At 59.8% G+C, this 23,957-nt stretch carries 22 protein-coding genes; 13 read left to right on the top strand and 9 right to left on the bottom strand.

The window, feature by feature from the left end:
• The first annotated feature begins 355 nt into the window (after positions 1–355).
• The 5 genes from ACYVIT_RS12805 to ACYVIT_RS12825 all read left to right on the top strand — a co-directional run bounded on the left by ACYVIT_RS12805 (position 356) and on the right by ACYVIT_RS12825 (position 4,738).
• Positions 356–1,132, top strand: a complete 777-nt coding sequence (locus tag ACYVIT_RS12805) for an ABC transporter ATP-binding protein (RefSeq protein WP_415804928.1) — start codon at positions 356–358, stop codon at positions 1,130–1,132.
• Positions 1,133–1,204: 72 nt separating this feature from the next.
• Entirely contained in the window at positions 1,205–2,203 is a 999-nt protein-coding gene (locus tag ACYVIT_RS12810; protein ID WP_415804929.1) for an ABC transporter substrate-binding protein, read from the top strand.
• Positions 2,200–2,973, top strand: coding sequence for an ABC transporter permease (locus ACYVIT_RS12815; RefSeq protein ID WP_415804930.1), 774 nt, complete (start codon positions 2,200–2,202; stop codon positions 2,971–2,973). The genes ACYVIT_RS12810 and ACYVIT_RS12815 overlap by 4 nt, the downstream gene beginning before the upstream one ends.
• Before the next feature lie 129 nt (positions 2,974–3,102).
• Positions 3,103–3,984: a transporter substrate-binding domain-containing protein gene (locus ACYVIT_RS12820; protein ID WP_415805270.1), complete on the top strand. Its 882-nt coding sequence runs from the start codon at positions 3,103–3,105 to the stop codon at positions 3,982–3,984.
• 169 nt (positions 3,985–4,153) lie between these two features.
• Positions 4,154–4,738: an IMPACT family protein gene (locus tag ACYVIT_RS12825; protein WP_415804931.1), complete on the top strand. Its 585-nt coding sequence runs from the start codon at positions 4,154–4,156 to the stop codon at positions 4,736–4,738.
• A 63-nt stretch (positions 4,739–4,801) separates the two neighbouring features.
• Here ACYVIT_RS12825 and ACYVIT_RS12830 read toward each other — a convergent pair whose 3' ends face one another.
• The 5 genes from ACYVIT_RS12830 to ACYVIT_RS12850 all read right to left on the bottom strand — a co-directional run bounded on the left by ACYVIT_RS12830 (position 4,802) and on the right by ACYVIT_RS12850 (position 12,095).
• The gene (locus tag ACYVIT_RS12830) at positions 4,802–6,820 is read right to left on the bottom strand and encodes an autotransporter family protein (RefSeq protein WP_415804932.1); all 2,019 of its coding nucleotides are present in this window, start codon (positions 6,818–6,820) and stop codon (positions 4,802–4,804) included.
• Between the two features lie 7 nt (positions 6,821–6,827).
• On the bottom strand, positions 6,828–8,405 hold the full coding sequence (locus ACYVIT_RS12835; RefSeq protein ID WP_415804933.1) for an autotransporter outer membrane beta-barrel domain-containing protein: 1,578 nt from the start codon (positions 8,403–8,405) through the stop codon (positions 6,828–6,830).
• 684 nt (positions 8,406–9,089) lie between these two features.
• The gene (gene trxA, locus ACYVIT_RS12840; RefSeq protein ID WP_415804934.1) at positions 9,090–9,476 is read right to left on the bottom strand and encodes a thioredoxin; all 387 of its coding nucleotides are present in this window, start codon (positions 9,474–9,476) and stop codon (positions 9,090–9,092) included.
• A 111-nt stretch (positions 9,477–9,587) separates the two neighbouring features.
• Entirely contained in the window at positions 9,588–10,595 is a 1,008-nt protein-coding gene (locus tag ACYVIT_RS12845; protein ID WP_415804935.1) for an LLM class flavin-dependent oxidoreductase, read from the bottom strand.
• Positions 10,596–10,802: 207 nt separating this feature from the next.
• The gene (locus ACYVIT_RS12850) at positions 10,803–12,095 is read right to left on the bottom strand and encodes an NCS2 family permease (protein ID WP_415804936.1); all 1,293 of its coding nucleotides are present in this window, start codon (positions 12,093–12,095) and stop codon (positions 10,803–10,805) included.
• Positions 12,096–12,166: 71 nt separating this feature from the next.
• On the opposite strand from ACYVIT_RS12850, the gene tsaD reads away from it, so the two are divergent.
• Complete coding sequence (gene tsaD, locus ACYVIT_RS12855; protein WP_415804937.1) at positions 12,167–13,216, top strand: tRNA (adenosine(37)-N6)-threonylcarbamoyltransferase complex transferase subunit TsaD; 1,050 nt, start codon at positions 12,167–12,169, stop codon at positions 13,214–13,216.
• A 125-nt stretch (positions 13,217–13,341) separates the two neighbouring features.
• Here the strand turns inward: tsaD and plsY are convergent, their stop codons facing one another.
• Positions 13,342–13,980, bottom strand: coding sequence for a glycerol-3-phosphate 1-O-acyltransferase PlsY (gene plsY / locus ACYVIT_RS12860; protein WP_415804938.1), 639 nt, complete (start codon positions 13,978–13,980; stop codon positions 13,342–13,344).
• Positions 13,981–14,132: 152 nt separating this feature from the next.
• Here plsY and surE point away from each other — a divergent pair, with 152 nt between their 5' ends.
• The 5 genes from surE to ACYVIT_RS12885 all read left to right on the top strand — a co-directional run bounded on the left by surE (position 14,133) and on the right by ACYVIT_RS12885 (position 18,195).
• A complete protein-coding gene (gene surE, locus ACYVIT_RS12865) occupies positions 14,133–14,891 on the top strand; it encodes a 5'/3'-nucleotidase SurE (protein ID WP_415804939.1) in 759 nt (252 codons plus the stop codon).
• A complete protein-coding gene (locus tag ACYVIT_RS12870; protein WP_415804940.1) occupies positions 14,876–15,694 on the top strand; it encodes a protein-L-isoaspartate(D-aspartate) O-methyltransferase in 819 nt (272 codons plus the stop codon). Before surE ends, ACYVIT_RS12870 begins: the two co-directional genes overlap by 16 nt.
• Positions 15,695–15,710: 16 nt before the next feature.
• A complete protein-coding gene (locus ACYVIT_RS12875; RefSeq protein ID WP_415804941.1) occupies positions 15,711–16,643 on the top strand; it encodes a peptidoglycan DD-metalloendopeptidase family protein in 933 nt (310 codons plus the stop codon).
• Complete coding sequence (locus ACYVIT_RS12880; RefSeq protein WP_415804942.1) at positions 16,640–17,422, top strand: 3'-5' exonuclease; 783 nt, start codon at positions 16,640–16,642, stop codon at positions 17,420–17,422. Before ACYVIT_RS12875 ends, ACYVIT_RS12880 begins: the two co-directional genes overlap by 4 nt.
• A 101-nt stretch (positions 17,423–17,523) precedes the next feature.
• Entirely contained in the window at positions 17,524–18,195 is a 672-nt protein-coding gene (locus ACYVIT_RS12885; protein WP_415804943.1) for a hypothetical protein, read from the top strand.
• Positions 18,196–18,381: 186 nt separating this feature from the next.
• Here the strand turns inward: ACYVIT_RS12885 and ACYVIT_RS12890 are convergent, their stop codons facing one another.
• Positions 18,382–18,618 (bottom strand): hypothetical protein, encoded by a 237-nt coding sequence (locus ACYVIT_RS12890; protein ID WP_415804944.1) that lies wholly within the window; start codon positions 18,616–18,618, stop codon positions 18,382–18,384.
• On the opposite strand from ACYVIT_RS12890, the gene ACYVIT_RS12895 reads away from it, so the two are divergent.
• Together ACYVIT_RS12895 and rlmD are read left to right on the top strand one after the other, a co-directional pair.
• Positions 18,608–19,363 (top strand): TorF family putative porin, encoded by a 756-nt coding sequence (locus tag ACYVIT_RS12895; RefSeq protein WP_415804945.1) that lies wholly within the window; start codon positions 18,608–18,610, stop codon positions 19,361–19,363. The genes ACYVIT_RS12890 and ACYVIT_RS12895 overlap by 11 nt on opposite strands.
• A gap of 185 nt (positions 19,364–19,548) precedes the next feature.
• A complete protein-coding gene (rlmD, locus tag ACYVIT_RS12900) occupies positions 19,549–20,994 on the top strand; it encodes a 23S rRNA (uracil(1939)-C(5))-methyltransferase RlmD (RefSeq protein WP_415804946.1) in 1,446 nt (481 codons plus the stop codon).
• A gap of 85 nt (positions 20,995–21,079) precedes the next feature.
• Here rlmD and ACYVIT_RS12905 read toward each other — a convergent pair whose 3' ends face one another.
• Positions 21,080–22,594: a M81 family metallopeptidase gene (locus tag ACYVIT_RS12905; protein WP_415804947.1), complete on the bottom strand. Its 1,515-nt coding sequence runs from the start codon at positions 22,592–22,594 to the stop codon at positions 21,080–21,082.
• Between the two features lie 53 nt (positions 22,595–22,647).
• A complete protein-coding gene (locus tag ACYVIT_RS12910; RefSeq protein WP_415804948.1) occupies positions 22,648–23,934 on the bottom strand; it encodes a Zn-dependent hydrolase in 1,287 nt (428 codons plus the stop codon).
• Positions 23,935–23,957 lie beyond the last annotated feature (23 nt).

Here is a 23,957-nt window from a genome sequence, read left to right on the forward strand (position 1 = left end):
TGGAAAGCTTTGCTCAAGGACGGAATGGCCCCCATGGCTCGCCCGTAGGCATGTCGTGCCGGTCAAATGGGAGCTTTATGGCACACGATGCATCGATAATACCGAATTAATGGACTTGTTTTAATATTTAATGAAATAAAAAGACATTATTCGATATTGGTCCGATTTTCATGTGAGTGTCAGCATGGTGTAAGTTTGTCCCGAGCGATTTCCTACCAGGCCAACGTACGCTGTCGATGAACGCTGTTTATAGCTAAAAGTAATTTATCAATTATGAAAATATAGTTTGAGTTCATATAACGAATTGTTAGATTAGGAGCTACTTACCCTACGCCTGCGTTGCACGAGCCTGTCTATGAATCTGACCTTCGATCACGTCCACAAGAACTTCGGCGCTTTGCATGTCGTCGACGGCTTTTCCAGCGAGTTCAGAACGGGCGAGTTGGTGGCGTTGGTCGGCCCCTCAGGCTGCGGCAAATCCACGCTGTTGCACATGGCTGCAGGACTGGAATCCCCGACCCAAGGCCAAGTCTTGGCCGACGGCAAAGCCATCGCCGGGCCGCATCCCAGCCGCACGCTGGTATTTCAAGAGCACGCCTTATATCCGTGGCTGACGCTGCGCGACAATGTGTCGTTGGCGCTCGAGTTTCAAAACATCCCGAAAGCCGAGGCGCGTGACAAGGCCGTGGCCTGGTTGGCGCGCGTCGGGTTGGCGGGATTCGAAAACTACTATCCGCAACAGGTCTCCGGCGGCATGCGCCAGCGTGCCGCATTGGCTCGCGCGTTCATTGCGCAGCCTCAAACCATGCTGATGGACGAGCCCTTTGGCGCGCTGGATGCCTTGACGCGGCTGAGTCTGCAAGACGTTTTGCGGCAGTTGATCAAACAGGAAAAACCCACGGTCCTGCTGGTGACCCACGATGTGGATGAGGCGTTGTTCCTGGCCGACCGTATTGTGGTGTTCAGCCCGCGCCCGGCGCGCGTGCTGCGCGAATTCAATCTGACGCAGCGGCGCAAGACCCATGACCTGTCGGACCTGGCTGCAGAAAAACGCGAAATCCTGAGCCTGCTGGGCATCCAGGTCGCCGAAAGCGCCGACGACAACGGGGGCGATATCGCGTTGGCAGCCTGATGTCATACGTCTGTTCAGACGTGACGTGTCATTCGAATTTATCAATACCTATACCCCAATCCGGGAGCACAAATGAGATTGAAGCAATGGTTGTCCTTGCCGCTGGTCGCGGCGTTGGTGGCGGCGGCTCCGGCGCTGGCCGCTGAGAAATTGCGTGTGGGCTATCTACGTGTGATGGACGACGCGCAGGCCATCGTTGCCCAAGAAGGAGAGTTCTACAAAAAGGCGGGTCTGGACACCGAACTGATCGAGTTCAAATCAGGCACTGACCTGATCAAAGCCATTGTGGGCGGCCAGGCCGATATCGGCGTATTGGGCTTTACCAACGCGGTGGCTTGGGCGTCAAAGGGAGCAGACCTGAAGGTCGTCGGTGGCGCACAGCAGGGCTATCATTCGCTTGTCGTCCGCGATGATGCGGGCATCGACAAGATCGCGGACCTCAAAGGTAAAACGCTGGCCTCGCAAAAAGAGGGCAGTACGGCCGACGTGGTGTTGAAAGGCGTCGTGTTGAAAGAGGGTAATCTGCAACCCACGGATGTCGACATCATGGGCGTGAGCCCTGCTGTAGCCGTGCAATCGTTGGTAGGCAAGCGCGTGGACGCTGCCTTCTTGTTCGAGCCCTATGATCGCATTGCGCAACTGGTTGCTCCGGTCAAACAGATCTACGAAGTGGGCGAATCGTGGCCGTTCCCGTGCATGGTCGTGATTACCTCGGGGGATGTACTCGAAAAACGCAAAGATGATGTCTGGAAAGCATTGGATGCACAGAAAGCGGCGATCGATCTGCTGAAAGACCATCCGGAGCAAGCCTCCAAGCTGATTGCGTCATACTTCATCGCCGAGCCCACCTTGAAAACGCTGAAACAAGGCGAGCTGCCGCGCGAAACCGTCATCACCGACGCGATCAAGACACAGGTCTTTACTGCCAAGCTGACCGACAAGGACGCAGCCCGCATGCAGGAGATTGCGGATATTCTGCAAGCTCAGGGGTCGCTGAAGACGCGTGACGGCAAGCCGTACGACGTGTCCAGCATCATCGATCTATCCTGGCAAGAGGCTCGCAAGCTTTGACCTCATCGACTCGTGTAACGGGACTGCGCAAGCACCTCGCGGGGGTGCTTGGCGTAGTCTTCATTTTGTTCTTGTGGCAGGCAGCTGCGTGGGCGCTGCCAGACTTTCTGATGCCGGGCGTGCCGGCCGTCGTTGAGCGCTTGTTCAATGAGCTGGGCGAGTCGTCTTTTCATCAGAGTCTGGTGGGCACGCTGGGACGCCTGGGGGCAGGCTATGGGCTGGCCTTGCTGGCCGGGGTGGGTTTTGGCTTGATCGCGGCGGTGCTGTATTTTTTTCGCGAAGTCCTGCGCAGCGCCATCGTCATTTTGCAGTCGATTCCGTCTATTGCCTGGGTGCCGTTGTTCCTGATCGTGATGGGTTTTGGCAGTGCGCCGATTATCATTGTCGTGGCGCTGGCGGCGTTTTTCCCGGCGGCGCTCAGCGTGATGAACGCGACAGAATCCGTGCAGCGTGTCCACGTGTCGGCTGCGCGTGTGATGGGGGCCACCCCGTGGGGCCTGATCAAGCGCGTGTATCTGCCTGCGGTCATGCCTGAATTGATTACCGGCGCGCAGCTCGCATTCGGTAATGCCTGGCGCGCCCTGATTTCGGCGGAAATGCTGATTGGTTTCGGCAAAGGCCTGGGGCGTTCGCTGGCCTATTCGGGCGAGATCGCCGATATGACGGGCGTGATGGCCAATATCCTGGTTATTGCGATCCTCGCTGCACTGATTGATCAATTCGTACTCGAAAACCTCAAACATCGCTTGTTGCGTTATCAGTACGTATAAAGGGAGAGGGCGGGCAGTGGCCCGCTCGCATCTGGGCTCATGAAGGCATGGAGTGTTCTTTCTCGCGCAGGCCGTTGTGCGCAGGTGGCTGCGCTATGGGGGCCGATGATTGCCTGTTTATGGGTGCCGATGATCGCCTCCGCTCAGACTGCCAGTGCGGCTTCATCGCAGTCGGAGGATGCTTTTTCCAGGGCACGCGTGCGAGGTAGCTTGGTCGTGGGCGTGCCTTATCTGGCGCCCGAGCCTGCCGCTGGCGCGAAGGTTCGTACCCCCGAGCGTCTGGACACGGTGATGGCCGATCGTCTGGGTCAGCAGCTGGGGCTGCCCGTAAAAGTCGTACAAGTCGATCCCGCGCGGCGGTTATCGGCGTTGGCCGATGGCGAGGTGGACGTGCTGATTGCTGATCGCGTAGCCGATCCGGGCGCGGCAAAGCGTTCCGGGGACCTTCAAGCGGCTGCGAGTAGTGCGATGTCGAGCACACAGTCGGCCGAGTCAAGCCTGAATCCCGCGACATCAGACGGTGCGGGCTCGACCGCTATCTCCACAGGCTATGCTGCCCGGCCAAAGGCCATCATCCGCAGCGATACCAAGCTGCGCCACTGGCCAGACGTCAAAGGGCTGACCGTTTGTATGGCTAGCGCCGCTTTCCAAGCCCAGGCGCTAGCAACCCAGTGGGGAGCGACGGTGCGGCCATACCGTGTGCCGTCAGATGCCTTGGTCGCGGTGCGAGAGGGGGGCTGCGACGTCGGGCTCATTGATGACCTTGCGTGGGCTCCGCTCATGAAATTTCCCGAATGGAAGAAATTTTCTTCTACGCTGAACGAAGCGGGCCCGCGTGTTGAGCGCGTCTGGTTAGTAGCCGCGAATGATCGCGCCACAACAGCCTGGCTGACCGATGCTATGCAGCAATGGCGCCGTGAAGGTGTCGTCCGGGGCATGGTCGACAAATGGGCGCGCGACGTCGCATTCGATGTCTATCTGGATCAAGAGGTCCCAGACTGCCACGGTTGAAAAGCGGCGCGGTGGAAGAGGGTGGCGGCAGCGTTGTCATGGGCCTTGTTGGTGTCCGCAACGAATGAACGGACGATCATGAGCAGATCGCACGAGTATTTCGTGGGTTAAGCCGCATCCTCCAACGGCACACACGGCTCCCGATCATGCTCGTCTACAATTGCGGCCCATGAGCGATACCTTAAGCGCGCCTTGCGCCCACGAAGAGGACATCAAAAAAAGCCGTTTCGCGGCCTACGCTGCTCCCGTGACCAGCGTCAGCGAAGCGATGGATTTTTTTGCAGAGCATAGCGATCCGGCAGCCACTCACAACTGCTGGGCCTATCGCATTGGTCAGGCCTACCGATTCAACGACGACGGAGAGCCGAGCGGCACTGCTGGCCGGCCTATTTTGCAGGCCATCGAAGGTCAGGATCTCGACCGTGTCGCGGTTCTGGTCGTGCGCTGGTTCGGCGGTATCAAACTCGGCGCGGGCGGTCTGGTGCGTGCCTACAGCGGCTGCGCAGCGCAGTGTTTGCGCTTGGGGCTGCGAACGCCGATCATCGCAACCAGTACGGTCACCTGCCGGTGCAATTACGCAGAGTTGCCGTTGATGAAGGCGCGTATCAGCCAAGCGGGTGCAACGATCGACGCGGAACAATTCGATGGCGACGGCGCAATGCTGACGCTGATCGTGCCTTGCGCTGTCTTGGATGAGTTGGCACGCACCGTCGGGGATATCACTCGCGGCCAATCCCAATGGCAAGTGGCATGACGATGGTGCGGGGCGCTGTCGCTGTTGCGATGCGCAGCGATTGATTCGCTGCGCATGGGGGCATCAGAAACGATACTTCGCGGTCACATTGCCTCCGGTTTCGTGATAGCCCGCATTGCCTTGATTGTGGAACAGCTCGACGTTGAGCGACACGTGGCGGTTCATGTCGCCCTGTACGCCCAGTTTGACTTGGCCGATATTGCGTCCGCTGTTCATGGCTGCATCGACGTTGTCCATTTTCACGCCATAACCTTTGTTTGCATGCAGCCAATTGGTTTCGATATGCGGTGTGATGACGGAGGTCAGGCCAATCGTAATGTGTGCGGCAGCGCGTACCCCTAGCGCCGTTTGCACACGTGAGCCGTTCATGAAATCGACATTGGTGCCATCGGCCTGGCGGAAGTTCTCGCTGCGCACATTCTGGTACATGACCTGTGCATGGGGTTGCAGCACATACTTCACGTTATTGCGGTCGGCCAGTGGGATGTTGTAGCCCAGCTCCAGCGATGCGGTCATGCCCTTGGAGTCGTATTTTTCAGCCGGCAGGTCGCCACCTTTGACGCGATTGTCGAACTGGTTCCACAACAGCGAGCTATCGGCGTAGAAACCGTGCTGGGTAGCGACGTCCTTGTGATAAGTGCCGTACAGGCCGACACTGTAGCCATTGACTTTGCCCTTGGTGGAATAGTCAAAGCCGTTCGCTTGGGTATGACCGCTGTAGTGGCCATAGCCGCCCATGATGCCGATCGTGAATTGATCGCGAGCATTGGTCGATTGCACCAGCATGTCGACACCCATCATGACAGTGCTTTTGTCGCCGGCGGTACGCAGTTCACCCGTGGTGTCTTTCAGGTGGCCGCGCGAGCCGCTGTAGCGGATCCATGCGCTGCCTTGATGGGCGCTGGATTCACCCTGGTAATAGCTGCCTAGACGATCGTTCAGATTCATCTGGAACATCGTATTGGCTGCCCAGGCGTTGCTCATGTACGAGCCTGCCGCCGGGCGGATGGTGGCGCTGCGAGTGGATAACGATTCTTCCAGCCAGCTGACAAGTTTTTGCAGTTCATCCCAGTACTGAGCTTGTTCGGAGTCTGACGTCTCTGTCTTTTGATTGCTGTCGTCCGATGTATCGAGAATTTTGCTATCCGTGCTGGGTTTGCCTGTTTCCTGGTCGTCTTCGCCTGGCGTGACGCGGGATTCATTGGTGGGGTTCGCTGGGTTGGGGCTTTGAATAGCCGATCGTGGCTCGCCGCCATCCTCGTTCGTCGACCCGGGCGTGTCTGTCTCCGACGCCGTGTCGTCGTCCTCTTTGACCTTGTCTGTATCGAGACCATCATTTTTTACCGCGTCCTGCCCGGACTGCTGTGTTTCTTCCTTTGCACTCCATAGCTTATTCAACATCCCAGACTGATAAAGCCCTGCCCCAGCCAAATAAGCGGCGCCAGCAGCCGTGGTGACACTTCCCGGAGTAATAACTGCGCCAACGTTATAATCACCCGGCCTGCGGGGAGCCTGGGCGGGAGCCGCATCATTATGGCGAGCGTATTGGATGTAACGGGTTACGAAATACGTGGTAACGGCAGCGGTAATAGTGCCGATAGCGGTACCCATCTTGCCAGAGGTAAAATAATTCAAATAGGAATCGGATGAACCACGGTTCTGATCCTGTTTTATAGCTTGATGTTGATGGGAGCGATTGGTGTCTGCTACTGCAGTCGGCACCAGCGATGCAAGGGCTAAACCGAGTACGGTCGCCGAGAAGGTTTTAGCGCTGCGGTTTTTCGTCAAGTTCGACGACACGACACGATCATGCTTGCGGCGGATAGATGAGGGTGTAGAAAGTTTGTTCATGTACTTGTCTCCTTTACTGTCAAAAGAGATAAGTACTACCCACATACGCTGGCAAGGTTTTACCGCTGAGATTCTCCCGTAAATCGGACACAAAGCACTGCCGCGATCAGATTTTCGTTCATTCTGACGCGCATAAAAAATGCCTGCATTATAGGGATGTAGACCGGGAATGGCGGCAGGTGCTTGACGATGGTGCGGATTGCTATATGCAGCGGTTGATTCGCTGCGCATGGCGGCATCAGAAACGATACTTCGCGGTCACATTGCCTCCGGTTTCGTGATAGCCCGCATTGCCTTGATTGTGGAACAGCTCGACGTTGAGCGACACGTGGCGGTTCATGTCGCCCTGTACGCCCAGTTTGACTTGGCCGATATTGCGCCCGCTGTTCATGGCTGCATCGACGTTGTCCATTTTCACGCCATAACCTTTGTTTGCATGCAGCCAATTGGCTTCGATGTGCGGTGTGATGACGGAGGTCAGGCCAGTCGTAATGTGTGCGGCAGCGCGTACGCCTAGGGCCGTTTGCACATGTGAGCCGTTCATGAAATCGACATTGGTGCCATCGACCTGACGGAAGTTCTCGCTGCGCACATTCTGGTACATGACCTGTGCGTGGGGTTGCAGCACATACTTCACGTTATTGCGGTCGGCCAGCGGGATGTTGTAGCCCAGCTCCAGCGACGCGGTCATGCCCTTGGCGTCGTATTTTTCAGCCGGCAGGTCGCCACCTTTGACGCGATTGTCGAACTGGTTCCACAACAGCGAGCTATCGGCGTAGAAACCGTGCTGGGTAGCGACGTCCTTTTGGTAGGTGCCGTACAGACCGACACTGTAGCCATTGACTTTGCCCTTGGTGGAATAGTCAAAGCCGTTCGCTTGGGTATGACCGCTGTAGTGGCCATAGCCGCCCATGATGCCGATCGTGAATTGATCGCGAGCATTGGTCGATTGCACCAGCATGTCGACACCCATCATGACGGTGCTTTTGTCGCCGGCGGTACGCAGTTCACCCGTGGTGTCTTTCAGGTGGCCGCGCGAGCCGCTGTAGCGGATCCATGCGCTGCCTTGATGGGGGCTGGTTTCACCCTGGTAATAGCTGCCTAGACGATCGTTCAGATTCATCTGGAACATCGTATTGGCCGCCCAGGCGTTGCTCATGTACGAGCCTGCCGCCGGGCGGATGGCGGTGTTGCCGACGGAGGGCTGTGCTTTCAGTATGGCGACAGGCGCTTGTACTTCCCCAATGGACTGGACCTGCTCGGCGTCCGGCGTCTCGGTATTCAGATCGCCTTTCTGCTCAGGCTCTGGCGTCTCGGTATCCCGATCGCGTTCATCCGGTGTGGCGGGGTTCTGATTAACTGTGTCTGGCGTGACGTTGGTCCGATTGGCTGAGTTCAGGATGCTGGTGTCCTGATTGTCGGAGTTTGGTTCGCCGGCATTCTGCTCCCCCGAGCCCGTCGGACCGGATGGGTTACCCGGCTCCGCGTGGCTCTGAGACGTCTTATCGTCGACCTCTTGCACGTTATTCACCGACACCACGGCGTCGGTGCCAGAATGTTGAACAGCCGTTTCGTCGACGTTTTTCTCTATCTTTGGCGTTGAGGTTTCCCGAGGTTCACGGGACTCTGCTGGTGATGTTGCTTCACTCGAGCTCCATAGATATTCTTTTGCTTTCGCCAATCCGTGATATGCAGACTGTGTGGCGCTCACCAAGGCGCCGTATGTCGAATCTTTTGCCTGTACCAACGTGTCATACGCGGAACTCTTTGCGTTGCCCAACATGTCGTACGCGGAGGCTTTTGCGTTGTCTAACATGTCATGCGCAGAATGTGCTGCGTCCTCTAACACGTCCAGTGTTGCGGTCCTTGCTTCTGATTGCGTTGCTAAGCAATAAACTCCAACAGCGATCAGAGCGGCCGTGATGGCCATCCCTTTATGATCGTAGAGCGCACCGCCAACCCATTGCGCACTGTCAACGACAGTGCGTATTACGCCACCCCCATTAGGGGCAGCATTGGCCGCTTGCGGATGCAGTCCCGGTGCGACGGCAACGGGGCGAGGGGGAGCGAGTGGAAGGAATTCGTTGACACCGTCGAGGCCTGGCACATTGAGATTGACGCCACCGGCAGGTCGGGCATAGCCCCCTTGGGGTAGCGGATTGTGGACGGGGGCACTGGCTCCTTGGAGGGGAGGAACGTTACCAGTAACGTCAGCGGCATCGGCTGAAACCGTTAGCGATGCGAGTGCCAAGCTCAATATAGTTGCCGAGCGCGTTTTGCCCCTGCACGTCCTCGCCCAACTGGACGAGATAAGACGTTCACTGTCGTGACGGTGCGGTGCACGAACTAAACTGTTGTCCATGTCACGTACTTCCTTCTTAAAGGCAAGTAGGTAACATCCAACGTTGTCGATCGTTCTGTTCTTGCCGCGAACCTTCGTGAAATCGGACCCAGCGATGTGCTGACACAGTCGCGGTAACTGCGTCAGCGGTGAGGCTCCTTACGGCTGCTTATCGTCTCCCGCATCTTGGGCGGCAGCGATATCCTGATGCACTTTCTCCATATCCAGGCCCTTGACCTTTTCCAGCAGTTCGCCCAGTTGTCCAGCCGATAACGCGCCGGGTTGAGAGAACAGCAGGACCTGTTCGCGAAATACCATCAGGGTCGGGATGGAACGGATGCCCAACGCGCCGGCGAGCTCTTGTTCGACGTCCGTGTTGACCTTGGCGAAAGTCACATCCGGATGTTGTTCTGCAGCTTGTTCGAATACCGGCGCAAAGCCGCGGCAAGGGCCACACCAAGGAGCCCAAAAATCGACAATCACAGTATTGTCGGGCGTGATCGACTCTTGGAAAGAGGCTTGTGTGAGTTCGATGAGATTGCTCATAGGGTGCTCCGATTGACCTTGCTTTCAGTGTGCACAAACAAGGTTGTGTGTAGGAAGTCCACGTTCTTCAGAGCGTGGGGCGGCCAGCTTGGTATGGTTGCCTGGACTTGTTCAGGAGGCGTCGCCTTGGCTTTTCAATGACGCCAAAATTTCATAGGAACGCAGGCGGTCTTCGTGACGATAGAAGTCCGAAACGATCATGACTTCGTCGGCCTCTGTGCGCGCGATCAATGATTCGAGACCTTGCTTGACGGTTTCCGGGCCGCCTACGATAGAGGCCGCCAGTTTTTGATGCACCGCTTGCTGTTCCCATTCGTTCCACAGCCCGTCCATGCTTTCAACGGGCGGCTGCAATTGCAGGCGGTTGCCGCGGATCAGGGACAGGAACTTCATTTGTTGCGTAGTGGACAACATGCGCGCCTGTTCGTCGGTGTCGGCGGCGATGACCGGCACGCCGATCATGGCGTAGGGGCGCTCCAGCGTCGCAGACGGTTTGAACAAGTGCCGATACAAGCGCATCGCCGCCATGCCCTCTGGCGAAAAGTGTCCTGCGAACGAAAACGGCAGGCCCAGCTCGGCTGCCAGACGTGCGCTGAAATCACTGGAGCCCAATAACCAGATCGGAATATCCAGTCCTGCGCCGGGGATCGCACGGACCGCCTGATTCGGCACGGCAGGCGCAAGGAACGCGCGCAATTCTGCCAACAGCTCAGGAAAATCAAAACCGCTGCGGGGACCGCGACGCAACGCCTGCTGCGTCGCGCCGTCGCTGCCGGGCGCACGGCCCAGGCCCAGATCGATACGTCCAGGGAACAGGCTTTCGAGCGTGCCGAACTGCTCGGCAATGATCAGCGGCGCGTGATTGGGCAGCATGATGCCGCCCGATCCCACGCGCAGCGTTTTGGTATGAGCCGCGACCTGGCCAATGATCACTGAGGTCGCGCTGCTGGCTACACCGGTAATGTTGTGATGTTCCGCCAGCCAGAATCGCTGGTATCCCCAACGTTCGACATGCTGCGCCAGATCGACCGTATTGCGGAACGCGCCCGCGGCGTCGCCGCCTTGCACAATAGGGGCAAGGTCAAGCACGGAAAAGGGCACGCGGGCCAACTGGGACATGGGGAATTCTCCGGAAATAGTAGGGCGGAATGCGGCGGCAACGCCCTGCATTCCTCTAATACTTGGGGAGTGTATCGGTGAAATCAAGCTGGGACCCGATCAACCTTGTGGTTGATCGGGTTGATAGCGAGCGTCAATGACGCCAATACGCAAGACCCGTGCCCGGCACATACCGAGGTTGGCGAGGATGCGATTTCCTCGCGTCGCCTACCCGGGAAAGAAGGCGTAGCGGATCACAAACAATGCGGCGACCAACCAGGTCGCGGCATGGATCGTGCGGAAATGACCGGTGAAGGTTTTCAACACGACATAGCTGATGAAACCAAACGCCAGGCCATTGGCGATCGAGTACGTGAAAGGCATGACCAGCGTGGTCAATGCAGCAGGCGTGGCCTCGGAGATATCGTTCCAGTCGATGTCGATCAATTCGCGCATCATCAGGCCGGCGACATAGAGCAGGGCAGGCGCTGTCGCGTAGGCCGGCACGGACCCGGCCAATGGGGAAATGAACAACGCGGCCAGAAACAGCAGCGCGACCACCAGCGCAGTCAGTCCTGTGCGGCCGCCGGCCTGGACGCCTGAGGCGCTCTCGACATAGGCGGTCGTGCTGCTGGTGCCCAGCATCGAGCCCGCCACAATGGCGGTGCTATCGGCGAACAAGGCCCGGCCCAGGCGGTTGGGGCGGTCCTCGGGGACGAGCCCGGCACGCTTGGCAACACCCATCAGGGTGCCGGTGGCGTCAAAGACCTCGACCAGCACAAAAACCAGGATCACATGCACAAAACCGGTATGCAAGGCACCGAGTATGTCGAGCTGCATGAACGTCGGCGCGAGGCTGGGCGGCGTCGAGACTATGCCATGGAATTCGTTGTGGCCCGTGGCCATCGATAGCAGCGTGACGACCAGGATCCCGATCAGAATGGCGCCGCGCACGCGCAATGCGTCCAGGACCGCAATGACGAAAAAGCCAAGGATCGCAAAGAGAGGACCGGCTTCGCGCAGGTCTCCCAGCGTCACCATGGTGGCCGGATGCGGCACCACGATTTTGGCCGACGACAGGGCAATAATGGCCAAAAACAACCCGATGCCGGCTGCGATGGCGCTACGCAGCGAGTGGGGGATGCCTTTGATCAGCCAGGCCCGCACGCCTGTCATGGTGAGCACCAGGAAAATCACGCCAGAGATAAAGACCGCGCCCAGCGCCTGTTCCCAGGTGTAGCCCATAGTCTTGACGACCGTGAAGGCAAAAAAGGCGTTCAGGCCCATGCCCGGCGCCATGCCGATGGGCCAGTTGGCCACCAGCGCCATGATCAATGAGCCCAGCGCTGCAGCCAGGCAGGTTGCGACGAATACGGCGTCGCGGTCCATGCCGGTGGAGGACAGAATATTCGGGTTGACGAAAATGATGTACGACATGGTCAAAAATGTCGTCAAACCCGCAACGATTTCGGTACGCGCATTCGTACCGTGTTCGCGCAATTGGAATAGCTTCTCCAGCATGGCAAGTTCCCGGGTTGGTTTTTATAGGGTTATCAAGCCGCCATTTTCGCACCAGATGTAAACTCGCGGCCATGATCATTCTAGGTTTTGAAAGCTCGTGTGACGAGACCGGCGTCGCGGCCGTCTGCACAGAGCGCGGCTTGCTCGCGCATGCCCTGCATTCTCAGATCGCCATGCACCAGGAATACGGCGGCGTGGTGCCAGAGCTCGCCTCGCGCGACCATATCCGGCGTGCGGTGCCACTGGCCCGCCAGGTGCTGGAGGAGGCCGGGTTGACGTTGAAAGACGTGGAGGCGGTGGCCTATACCGCGGGGCCGGGCCTGGCCGGGGCGTTGCTGGTCGGCGCCAGTGTCGCCCAGGCATTTGCGTGGTCGCGCGGCTTGCCGGCTATTCCGATTCATCATCTCGAGGGGCATCTGCTGTCGCCCTTGCTGGATACGCCACGGCCTAAATTCCCTTTTGTGGCGCTGTTGGTGTCGGGCGGGCATACCCAACTGATGCGTGTCGATGGGGTGGGGCGCTATACGCTGTTGGGCGAGACGCTGGATGACGCGGCCGGCGAGGCGTTCGATAAATCGGCCAAATTGCTGGGCCTGGGCTATCCGGGCGGGCCGGCGCTGTCCCGTATGGCCGCCAATGGCGACGTGCAGCGTTTCACGTTGCCGCGGCCGATGTTGCATAGCGGCGACCTGGATTTCAGTTTCAGCGGCCTGAAAACCGCGGTATTGACGCGTGTCAAAGAAGCGGAGCGTGCCGGGGTGTCGCTGGATGAGCAGACGCGTGCCGATCTGGCTGCAGCCACGCAGGCGGCGATTGTCGATGTGCTGGTGGCCAAGGCAGTCAAGGCGCTGCGGCAGACCGGCCTGAAACGGCTGGTCGTGGCGGGCGGTGTTGGCGCCAATCAATTGTTGCGTGCCCAGTTGGCCGAGGCGATGCGCCCCTTGCGTGCGCAAGCCTATTTTCCGCCGTTGGCTTTGTGTACCGACAACGGCGCGATGATCGCCTTTGCGGCCTCCGAACGGGTCAAGGCAGGCCTGGTGACGTTAAAACCTGGCGAGCATGCCTTTACGGTGCGTCCGCGCTGGGATCTGGCCGATATTTGCGTGGATACGCCTGCCTGAATTGGCGCGGGTGCATCGATATCATGCGGCTTGCAGGCGGATGATTGCCTGTCAGGCCGTTGCATCGACGTGATGCAACGCGGACGGCCAATCCCCAGGGATGGCCATCGATATCGACGTCTGCGCTATTTCTTTTTCGAGCCGATACGGCTTTCTTTGCCCGCCAGCAGGCGGCCGATATTGGCGCGGTGGCGATAGAACAGCAGCAGGCTGATCACTGCCAGGGCAATGCCCACGGGGCCTTGGGCATACCAGGCCACGCCTGAGCCGAACAGGTAATACACCGGGGCAAAAAACGCAGCGACCAGGGCCGCCAGAGAAGAATATCGTGTAAATACGGCAATGATCACCCAGGTGGCGGCAGTAGCCAGTGCCAGGCCCGGGTGAATGGCGAGCAAGATACCCAATGCGGTCGCGACGCCTTTGCCGCCCTTGAATCCCAGGAAAACGGGATACAAATGCCCGAGAAAGACGGCCAGCGCGATTAGCGCGTAGATCGTCCAGGGCAGCCCCGGCGCCAGGGTCTGCGCCAGCCACAGGGCGAACCAGCCCTTGGCGGCATCGCCCAGCAGGGTCAGCGCCGCTGCCGCCTTATTGCCGGTACGCAGCACATTGGTGGCGCCGGGATTCTTGGAGCCGTAGCTGCGAGGATCCTGCAAGCCCATGAGTTTGCTGACGACCACGGCGAACGGAATCGAACCGATCAGATAAGCCAGCGCGATCAACCCGGCACTGAAGAAGAACGAGGGGGCAGTGTGCACCATGAGAAAGTGTCCGTTACAGAAAGGTCGTGGCTGCGGATTCTACCGCGCGTGACGCATGGCTGTGTGTGGGGGTTATCCATAGAGCTATTTGTCAGTCACCTTCCGGCGGTACAATCGACCCCGTTTCATTTTGTTGATTTTGTGGATGCTCAATGCGAATACTGGTTTCGAACGACGATGGCTATAGCGCCCCTGGGCTCGAAGCGCTGGTTCAGGCGCTGCAAGGGCTGGGCGAGATTACTGTCGTTGCTCCTGAAACCAATCACAGCGGCGCGTCGAATTCCCTGACCCTGAACAGGCCTTTGACGGTGCGCACCGCGGCCAATGGCTTTGTGTGCGTCAACGGCACGCCTTCCGATTGCGTGCACGTGGCGCTCACGGGCTTGATGGACGAACGGCCGGATCTGGTCGTCTCCGGCATCAACAACGGCGCCAATATGGGCGATGACACGCTCTATTCGGGTACCGTCGCGGCCGCTGCCGAGGGGTATCTGTTCGGTATTCCGGCGATCGCGTTTTCCTTGGTCGAAAAAGGCTGGGAACATATCGAATCGGCTGCGCGGGCTGCACGCTCGGTGGTCGAACGTCAGCTTGCGCAGCCGCTGGCTTCGCCGGTCTTGCTCAACGTCAATATTCCGTGCCGTCCTTTCGAGCAGATGGGCGGGTTGCAAGTCACTCGCCTCGGCAAGCGCCATCCTTCCCAGCCGGTTGTGCGTACGACTACGCCTTATGGCGATACGGTCTACTGGATCGGGCCGGTGGGCGTGGCGGCGGATGCTTCGCCAGGCACCGATTTTCATGCTATTTCCGAGGGCAGGGTATCTCTGACGCCGCTGCGCCTGGACTTGACCCAACACAGCCAACTGGACGAGCTCCGGGGCTGGGCGGAGCCGCTATGCGCAAGCCTGTGAGCCCACCCATTCCGCCGGGCCGCAGCAAAGCCACCCCGGGTTACGGCAGCACGGGGCTGGCCCCAGGCTATACCGCCACCAACAGCAATACGCGGATTTCGCCGGCCACGCTGGCCAAACCCGCCGCGATCGGCAACCCCGCAGCTCAGGTCAGTAACCTGGGCCTGAATTCCGACCGCTTGCGCCAGGCCATGGTCCAGCGCCTGCGTAGCCAGGGAGTGACCGATGAGCGCGTACTGAGTGCGATGGCGGCGGTGCCTCGCCATGTATTTGTGGACGAGGCCCTGGCCAGCCGTGCGTACGAGGATGCGGCATTGCCGATCGGGCATTCGCAGACCATTTCCCAACCGTGGGTAGTGGCGCGGATGATCTCGGCCGCCTGCGAGGATCGCACTCCCACGCGCGTGCTCGAGGTGGGCGCTGGTTGCGGCTATCAGGCGGCGGTGCTGGCGCAGTTCGTGCGTGAGGTGCATGCCATCGAACGCATCCGCGGGCTGTTCGAGCTGGCGCGCAGCAATCTGCGCGCGCTGCGTCTGGCCACGCGCGTGCGCCTCGTGCATGGCGACGGCATGGTAGGCTTGCCCGGCGTAGCGCCGTTCGATGCTATCGTTGTGGCTGCGGCCGGTCTGGCCATTCCGCAAGCGCTGCTGATGCAATTGGCGCCAGGCGGACGTCTGATCGCCCCCGAGGGGACGTCCAACCAGCGATTGGTATTGGTTGAACGCACCGGGACTTCCACATGGAAGCGCACCGAATTAGAAGCAGTACGTTTCGTCCCGTTGCGGGCCGGAATACAATCTTGAGCAACAGGAGAATTACATGCTCAACGGGCAGTTGCCACTGACCGCTCTTTATTTTCCTCAGGTGTCGTTTGCACGCCTGACGCGGCCCGCCATGTGGGCGGCCGGCGCGCTGGGTTTGAGCCTGATATACGGCTGCTCAAGCACGACGTCGCGAGCGCCCGTGGTCGATCTATCCAATCAACCCGCAGGCAGCAGCATGGCATCCGGCGGCAGTTACGTCGTCAAGCCGGGCGATACGCTCTACCAGATCGCCCGCAGCAATGGCGTGAGCGTAGACAGCCTCAGGCAGTGGAACAATCTCACCGATGCCAATCAGTTGAGCGTGGGCCAGGTCCTCAAGCTTTCTGCTGGCGGCAGCGCGGGCAGTACGGTGGCCAGCGCGCCGCCGCCGGCTTCGTCAGGCGCGACGGCAACGCCGGTGCCGCTGGGAGAACCGGGCAGTTCGACCTCGCCCGGGACGACGACTTCGACCACGACGCCGCCTGCATCCAGCGCGCCGCCGCCAGCGACGAGTACGACGCCTCCCGCCGCGAGCGAAGCACCGCCGGCGCCGGTTGCGACACCCAAGCGCGCGGCCGATGCGAACTTGATCAGTTGGGGCTGGCCTGCCAGCGGCGCGGTCACGCAAACGTTCACTACCGCATCCAAAGGGATCGATATCGGTGGTTCGCTCGGCGCTCCTGTAGTGGCGGCCGCCGATGGCAAGGTCATGTACAGCGGCAATGGTGTGCGTGGGCTGGGCAATCTGATCATCATCAATCACGAGAACGGGTTTATCACCGCCTACGCGCATAACCAGACTTTGTTGGTCAAGACTGGCCAGGCGGTCAAGCGTGGCTCGAAAATCGCCGAGATCGGCCAAAGCGACACGACCTCGCCACGCCTGCATTTCGAGATCCGTCGCCAGGGGACACCGGTAGATCCTTTGCAGTACCTGCCGGCACGATGACCCCGACGCTTGTCTTTGACCTGGAAACGCTGCCCGACATCGACGGGCTGCGCAAGCTGAACGGCTGGGGGACTGACGTCTCCGATGCCGAGGTCGCCGAGCGCGCCTTTGCGGCGCGCCGCGAGGCCGTGGGGCACGATTTTCTGCCGCTGCATCTACAGCGCATCGCCGTCATCGGCTGTGTGTTTCGCGACGATCAGGGCTTTCGTGTCAAGACGCTGGGTCAGCCCGACGATCCGGAGGCCGTTCTGATCAGTGGTTTCTTTAAAACCATCGAGCGCTATACGCCACGGCTGGTCAGCTGGAACGGCTCGGGTTTTGACCTGCCTGTACTGCATTACCGCAGCTTGATTCACGGCGTCGCCGCGCCACGCTATTGGGATACTGGCGACGAGGATCGCGAGTTCAAATTCAATAACTACATCAGCCGCTATCACAACCGTCATATCGACCTGATGGATTTGCTGGCCAAGTACAACGGGCGCGCCAATGCGCCTTTGGACGAGTTGGCCAAGCTGTGCGGTTTTCCGGGCAAGCTCGGCATGGATGGCGGGCAGGTTTGGCCTGCGTGGCAGGCTGGCCGCGCGGATGAGGTTCGTGCCTATTGCGAAACCGACGTGGTCAATACCTGGCTGGTGTATTGCCGGTTCCGGTTTTTGCGGGGCGAGTTGGACGCCGCGTCTTACCAAGCCGAGATCGATCTCGTACGCGATACGCTGGCGGCCAGCAATGCGCCGCATTGGCAGGAATATCTGGCGGCCTGGGACGCTACAGTCTGAGCCTCGGCAATCGACTGAAATATTCTCGGCCGATCCGAAATCCACCCGTAACGGGTCTGCACTGACAATGGTCTCGCGTTCTACTTTTTCAGGAGACCACTATGTCCCGATACGCGATCCGTTCTTCCCTGGCTGCCTTGGGTTTCATCGTTGCCGCTGCTGGCTTGTCCGGTCCCGCGTTGGCCGCGTCCGATGCCGCACCGCCTGCCGCTTCTGCGAAACAGCATGACGGCATGCACGGCGATCATCGTGGCGGCCATTTCAAGCATGGCGATCGTCGCGGTGGTCCCGAGCTGCGCGATAGTTTTTGGGTGCCGGGCGTAGGCCCGTTGTCCAAGGAACAAGTCGCTACGCTCAAGCTCGACGCCAAGCAACAAGCCGCGTTTGACTCGGCCAAGCAGGCACAGGGCGATTTTTTCAAATCGATGCGCGAGAACCGTGGCAAGCGCCATGAGTTGCTGCAGACTCAAATCCAGAGTGGCAAGCTCGATCCTCATGCCCTGACCGCCAACGAAGATGCGCAACGCGCAGAATTCCGCAAACAGTCCGAGCAAGTCCGCGGTAAATGGCTGGCGGTCTGGGATAGCCTGAATGGCACTCAGCAGCAGCAAGTGACCGACCTGGTCAAAGCGCGCCAAGCCAAGATGGAGGCACATCGCGCCAAAAAGGCGGAGCGTCTTGCCAAGCGTGAGGCGGCCAGGGGTGAAAAAGCCGGTGGCGATGTGCCGCCGCCAGTGCCGGCTGACGTGCCGCCGCCCCCTATGACCAACTGATCATTGGTCGATGCAGGACACATGGATAGCGATTGCGTCGTCATCCGTTGCAAAGACAGTAAAGCAGTAGGGTAGTAAAGCCGCCATCGGTGGCATCCAAAGCCACGACGAGTCAACACTGATTCGTCGTGGCTTTTCAATTACGACGTGAGCGTGCGGTCGATGTTTTGTCCCAAAATGGCGCGTTCAAGTCAAAAACGCACCGAATGTGTGCCCATCCGCAAGCAAGGGTGCACCACCGTGGTGTTTGTGCGGGCAAAGCCGCCGAGATTGACGGTTTTCTGCAGCAATAAAACCTGGCATGGAAAGTGCTTTTGAGAGATACGCCGGTGTCATTTTTCTGAAAAGAATCCGGTTAGCCGTGCCGGCATTTCCGCCGCTATCACCTCTCTTTCCGCACAGGATCCGCACCATGAAACGCACGCTGCTCGCCTTGCCCCTCGTGTTCTCGGCCAGTTATGCAGTTATCGCCCATGCAGAACCCACTGATTTGGGTGCAGGTTTCTCGCTTAGCGGCAATGCCGCTATCGTCAGCGACTACCGGTTCCGGGGGTACTCACAGACCAATTTCCGTCCGGCCGTTCAAGTCGGTTTTGATTTGGCGCACAGCTCGGGTTTTTACCTGGGAAACTGGAACTCCAACGTCTCTGATTTCGTCTTTCCCGAGGGCAACCTGGAAATGGATTTCTACGGGGGTTGGAAAGGGGCGCTGGGCGACAGCGGATTGAGCCTGGACGTCGGCGCGCTGTATTACTACTACCCTGGCTCAAAGTCGCCCAAAGGCGGCAACTACAACAATACGGACCTCTATCTGGGGCTGAGCTACGAAAACTATTCCTTGAAGTATTCGTATACCCCGAGCGATTTTTTCAGCACGCCGGACAGCAAAGGAACGTGGTATCTGGACGGCACGGCCAACTTTGATCTGGGCGACGGCTGGGGCCTCGTGGCGCACGTGGGTTACCAGAAGCTGAAGAAACAGGTCAACATGGATGGCGACGATATCAACCATTATGTGGACTACAAACTGGGCGTGACCAAGGATCTGAAAGGCTGGGTGCTGGGCCTGGCCGCCGTCGGCGCCTCCAAGGACAACTGGCTGCCCACCAAAAACGGCCATCCGTCAGGGCGTTTGGGCGCCGTGTTTTCAGTGGCGAGGGCGTTTTAATCGTTATTGTGTCCGGGCCAGGGCTGAGATCAGGCGTAGCTGAACGCAGGATTTCATGCACTGCTGCGAGTGCCACAGATCGCTGATGCGAGCTTAAAACGGGTCCGCATCAGCAGCCGGTCTGCAGTCTTCCGCTTCTCTTTTACAATACCCGGTTGCCCGTATCAGCCTGGATTGCACAAGAAATGGCCGAAGTACTGAATATCGAATCCCTGGACCTCGAGGCCCGGGGCATTGCGCGCCGCGACGGCAAGGTCGTGTTCGTCGAGGGCGCGCTGCCTTCCGAACGCGTCACCGCCGAGACCGTGCGTCGTAAACCGTCGTATGAAATCGCGCGCGTCGCAGACATCCTGCGTCCGTCGTCGTTGCGCGTCACGCCGCGCTGCCCGCATTTTGGCGTCTGCGGGGGCTGTGCCATGCAGCACGTCGAACCCAGCGCTCAGGTCGCCATCAAGCAGCGTTCGCTGGAGGATACGTTCTGGCACGTGGGCAAGCTGCGTCCGCAACGCATTTTGCCGGCGCTGCATGGCCCGACCTGGGGCTATCGTTACCGTGCTCGGCTGTCCGTGCGCGTGGTGCCGAAAAAAGGCGGCGTGCTGGTTGGCTTTCATGAACGCAAAAGCAGTTACGTGGCCGATATGCGCGAGTGCCACGTTTTGCCGAAACACGTCAGCGACATGCTGATGCCGTTGCGCGCCATGATCGCGTCGATGTCACAACCCACCCGCATGCCGCAGATCGAGGTCGCACTCGGTGAGGGCGTCACGGCCCTGGTGTTGCGCCACCTCGAGCCATTGACCGATGGCGATATTGCGATCTTGCGCGCGTTTGCCGCCAAACACGATGTGCAATGGTGGCTGCAGCCCAAAGGGCCGGATACCGTGCACACGCTCGAGCGTGAACACGCCGACGCGCTGGCCTACACCATGCCGCAATTCGGCCTGCGCATGCCATATCGGCCGACCGATTTTACGCAGGTCAATCACGCCATCAACCGCGCCATGGTATCGCGCGCATTGATGTTGTTGGACGTGCAGCCCACGGACCGTGTTGCCGATCTGTTCTGCGGACTGGGGAATTTCACGTTGCCTTTGGCCACACAGGGCCGCGAGGCGGTGGGCATCGAGGGCAGCAAGGCACTGACCGATCGCGCGCTGGACGCAGCGACACGCCATGGTTTGGCCGACCGCACGAGCTTTGCCACGTTGAACTTGTTCGAGGTGGATGTCGAATGGCTGCGTGGCCTGGGATATTTTGATCGCATGTTGATCGACCCGCCGCGTGAGGGCGCGCACGCGGTGGCGCAAGCGCTCGCGGTGCTGTCGGCCGAGGAGCGTCCCCGCCGTATTGTCTATGTGTCCTGTAATCCGGCGACCTTGGCGCGCGACGCGGCCATCATGGTGCACGAAGGCGGCTACGTGCTAAAGAGTGCCGGCGTGATCAATATGTTTCCGCATACGGGGCACGTAGAATCGATCGCGGTATTCGAATCGTTGCCAGAGGCCGGCGTGCTGGCAGCGCAGGAACAGACCCGGGTGAGAAAGGCCAAAGAGGCCCAAGAGGCTCGCGAAGCCCAAGAAGCCAAAGAGGCACAAGCGGCCGCGGACGCAGTAGCGCAGATTGCCGCTTGATAAGCCAGTCGCAGCGCCTTGGGCCGGCGAACGAAAGCAGGGCGATACCGCGCAGTTTCTGTGCTGCGCGAGCGGTCCGCGCGAATCAGGCTGAGAGCGTGCCAGTCACCGGATCGTAGGCGTCCTTATCGAGAGGCTCCAATGGGAACATGGGCTTTGCGCGTTTCTTGAAGTCGAACAGCGACCAGTCAGAACTCGTCACGCCCGGACTGTCGCATTCGATCAACGCCGATGAGATCGGCACGAACACGGGCCGGCAATACATGCGCGACTTCACGAGAATGAATTTGGCCTGCGTGGGTTCCAGCCCCATGCTGCGGAACACACCCAGGTCCCAGGGCTCATGCGTGCGTTCGGTCAGTACCAGTTGCGCGGCGCCGATATCCAGTACGGCGCTGCGTCCCATGCAAGCCAGTTGACCCGTATAGGTAGGGCCCGAGATCACGTATTCGCCATTGGTGACGGCACGCACGGTGCCGCGTAATGTGACTGGCGGCGTATTGCGGCCGATCTCCGCAATAGGGCGCTTATTGCCCACTGGTAATTCGACCGTGGCACCCACGCCAGCTTCAGACAGTTTTTGCACTGCCTCGGGGTCGCAATACAGCCCCGCCTGTATGCCCGTCAGGCCGGCGTCCAGCGCGGCCATCAGTACATCCATCGTGTCGCAGGTGCCGCCGCTCATGCAATTGTCGCCATGGTCCAGCAGCAGCACGGGCTTGTCTGCGGTTTCAGCCAGCGCTTTTGCACGGACGAGCGACTGCGCCAGCGGCTCGCTGTCGTACAGGAATCCCTCGCGGTTGGCCCAGATCGAGCCGGCGATTTCAGCCGCCACGCGATCCGCGGCTGCCGCGTCGCCATCACCCACCACCACGACGCTCAGGCACGGGTTCGGAATGTCGGCCAGGCCAAAGCCCGCCAGGATGGACACGCCCAGCGCACCGGCAGCCTCGGCGTTGCGTGCGGCGTGCACGGCGTCCTGCATGGCACCCTCGGCCGTGTTGCTGCGCAGGGTATGCGACACCAGCGGCAGGCTGCGCCACGCGATCACGGGCTTGCATTTGCCGTCCATACTGTCGAACAGCAGGCGGCCGGCGTGTTCGCCCGTTTCGTACATGTCGACATGCGGATAGGTTTTAAAACTGATGATGACGTTGGCGTTATCGATCATTTTCTGCGTGACGTTCGCATGCAGATCGAGCGCCACCGCGATCGGCGTGTCCGGGGCGGCAGCGCGCACGCGTTCGAGCAAATCGCCTTCACCATCATCGGTGGTCTCAACGGCCATCGCGCCGTGCAGGTCCAGCAGGATGGCATCGCAGCTCGCCGCCTCGGCAATGATGCAATCGCAGATCTGTTGATAGGCCTGTGCATCCACCCGGCCACTGGGATAGGCTGTCGCTGACACGGGGGTGACGAGCTCGGCCTCGCGTGCCTCGGCCAGATCGATGAATGCCGACATGGCCGTGCGCTTGCCCTTGTTTTCTGCGTAGGCGTCGGCGCCGTAGGTGGGGCCATCGTTACCGAACGAGGATAGCGGTGTCGGGACCGGCGAGAACGTGTTGGTCTCGTGGTTCATGCGTGCGATCAGGACTTTCATGTGCAACGGCTCGGATCAGTGAGAGGGATGTCTTTACGCAGGGAAGGGCGTCGTCAAACGGCTTGCTTTGCCGCGCGTGTTTGAATCGCGCCGCAGCAGCGCAACATCGCGTGCAGCAACACGTTGCAGCCTGCTTCCAGGTGGTCAGGTTGCGCGTCTTCGATTTCATTATGGCTGATGCCATCTTTGCACGGCACGAAGATCATCGCCGTCGGTGTCACGCGTGCCATGTAGACGGCGTCGTGACCCGCGCCGCTGATCACGTCCAGATGATCCAGGCCGAGCGTAGCCGCGCCATCGCGGACCGCCTGCACCAAACGCGGCTCGAAGGGTTGGGGCGGGAAATAAACCACTTCTTTCGATTCGACCTCAATTTTTCCGGGCACGGCGAGGTCCTGTACGGTGCGTGCCAACGCAGCGGCCATGCTGTCCAGCGTGGCGTCATCGGCTGCGCGCATATCTACGGTCAGGCTGACGCGGCCAGGAATGACATTGCGCGAATTAGGGAAGTTATCCAGACAACCCACAGTGCCGCGGCCATGGGGCGCATGATCGAGTGCAATACGATTGACCGCGCGGATCACATCGGCGGCGACCAATAAGGCATCGCGGCGCAGTTCCATCGGTGTCGGGCCGGCGTGCGCTTCCTGGCCGGTGATGACGATGTCGTACCAACGCTGGCCTAATGCTCCTGCGACCGCGCCGATGGTGATGTTCTTGGCCTCGAGGATAGGCCCTTGTTCGATGTGCGCTTCGAAATAGGCTGCGACGTCACGCCCGCCGACGGGGTCCGGGCCGGCATAGTCGATGTCATTCAACGCTTGCCGCACGGATATGCCGTCGCGGTCAACCGCATTCATGGCATGATCCAGCGTAAAGGCACCAGCATATACACCGGAACCCATCATGACCGGCACGAAACGCGATCCCTCTTCGTTGGTCCACACCACGACTTCGACGGGGGCCTCGGTTTCGATGCCGTGATCGTGCAGCGTGCGCAGGACTTCAATGCCTGACAATACCCCATAGTTGCCGTCGAATTTTCCGCCGGTTGGTTGCGTGTCGATGTGACTGCCGGTCATGACAGGCGGCAGATCGTCGCGCAGACCGGGGCGGCGCATGAAGATATTGCCAATCGCGTCTACGCGCACTGTGCAGCCCAGTTCGCGGGCCCAGGACGAGACCAGGTCGCGCCCTTGGCGATCCAGATCAGTCAATGCCAGACGGCAGACGCCGCCCTTGTCTGTGGCGCCGATTTGCGCCAGTTCCATCAGTGAGTTCCACAGACGGTCGCCGTTCACGCGCAGGGCGCTGACGGATTCTAACGTTGTCATTTCCATGGTGATTTCCTTCCAGCGTGCCG

It is taken from the genome of Bordetella muralis (assembly GCF_054781015.1).

What these genes read in the sequence shown, in the direction of transcription:
- tsaD (WP_415804937.1), top strand. Translation starts at nt 12,167, where the DNA reads ATGATCATTCTAGGTTTTGAAAGCTCGTGTGACGAGACCGGCGTCGCG.
- ACYVIT_RS12880 (WP_415804942.1), top strand. Translation starts at nt 16,640, where the DNA reads ATGACCCCGACGCTTGTCTTTGACCTGGAAACGCTGCCCGACATCGAC.
- ACYVIT_RS12910 (WP_415804948.1), bottom strand. Translation starts at nt 23,934, where the DNA reads ATGGAAATGACAACGTTAGAATCCGTCAGCGCCCTGCGCGTGAACGGC.
- ACYVIT_RS12845 (WP_415804935.1), bottom strand. Translation starts at nt 10,595, where the DNA reads ATGTCCCAGTTGGCCCGCGTGCCCTTTTCCGTGCTTGACCTTGCCCCT.
- ACYVIT_RS12835 (WP_415804933.1), bottom strand. Translation starts at nt 8,405, where the DNA reads ATGTTAGACAACGCAAAAGCCTCCGCGTACGACATGTTGGGCAACGCA.
- ACYVIT_RS12830 (WP_415804932.1), bottom strand. Translation starts at nt 6,820, where the DNA reads ATGCGCAGCGAATCAACCGCTGCATATAGCAATCCGCACCATCGTCAA.
- ACYVIT_RS12870 (WP_415804940.1), top strand. Translation starts at nt 14,876, where the DNA reads ATGCGCAAGCCTGTGAGCCCACCCATTCCGCCGGGCCGCAGCAAAGCC.
- ACYVIT_RS12850 (WP_415804936.1), bottom strand. Translation starts at nt 12,095, where the DNA reads ATGCTGGAGAAGCTATTCCAATTGCGCGAACACGGTACGAATGCGCGT.
- ACYVIT_RS12885 (WP_415804943.1), top strand. Translation starts at nt 17,524, where the DNA reads ATGTCCCGATACGCGATCCGTTCTTCCCTGGCTGCCTTGGGTTTCATC.
- ACYVIT_RS12905 (WP_415804947.1), bottom strand. Translation starts at nt 22,594, where the DNA reads ATGAAAGTCCTGATCGCACGCATGAACCACGAGACCAACACGTTCTCG.
- rlmD (WP_415804946.1), top strand. Translation starts at nt 19,549, where the DNA reads ATGGCCGAAGTACTGAATATCGAATCCCTGGACCTCGAGGCCCGGGGC.
- ACYVIT_RS12805 (WP_415804928.1), top strand. Translation starts at nt 356, where the DNA reads ATGAATCTGACCTTCGATCACGTCCACAAGAACTTCGGCGCTTTGCAT.
- trxA (WP_415804934.1), bottom strand. Translation starts at nt 9,476, where the DNA reads ATGAGCAATCTCATCGAACTCACACAAGCCTCTTTCCAAGAGTCGATC.
- ACYVIT_RS12810 (WP_415804929.1), top strand. Translation starts at nt 1,205, where the DNA reads ATGAGATTGAAGCAATGGTTGTCCTTGCCGCTGGTCGCGGCGTTGGTG.
- ACYVIT_RS12825 (WP_415804931.1), top strand. Translation starts at nt 4,154, where the DNA reads ATGAGCGATACCTTAAGCGCGCCTTGCGCCCACGAAGAGGACATCAAA.
- ACYVIT_RS12895 (WP_415804945.1), top strand. Translation starts at nt 18,608, where the DNA reads ATGAAACGCACGCTGCTCGCCTTGCCCCTCGTGTTCTCGGCCAGTTAT.
- plsY (WP_415804938.1), bottom strand. Translation starts at nt 13,980, where the DNA reads ATGGTGCACACTGCCCCCTCGTTCTTCTTCAGTGCCGGGTTGATCGCG.
- surE (WP_415804939.1), top strand. Translation starts at nt 14,133, where the DNA reads ATGCGAATACTGGTTTCGAACGACGATGGCTATAGCGCCCCTGGGCTC.
- ACYVIT_RS12875 (WP_415804941.1), top strand. Translation starts at nt 15,711, where the DNA reads ATGCTCAACGGGCAGTTGCCACTGACCGCTCTTTATTTTCCTCAGGTG.
- ACYVIT_RS12820 (WP_415805270.1), top strand. Translation starts at nt 3,103, where the DNA reads ATGATCGCCTCCGCTCAGACTGCCAGTGCGGCTTCATCGCAGTCGGAG.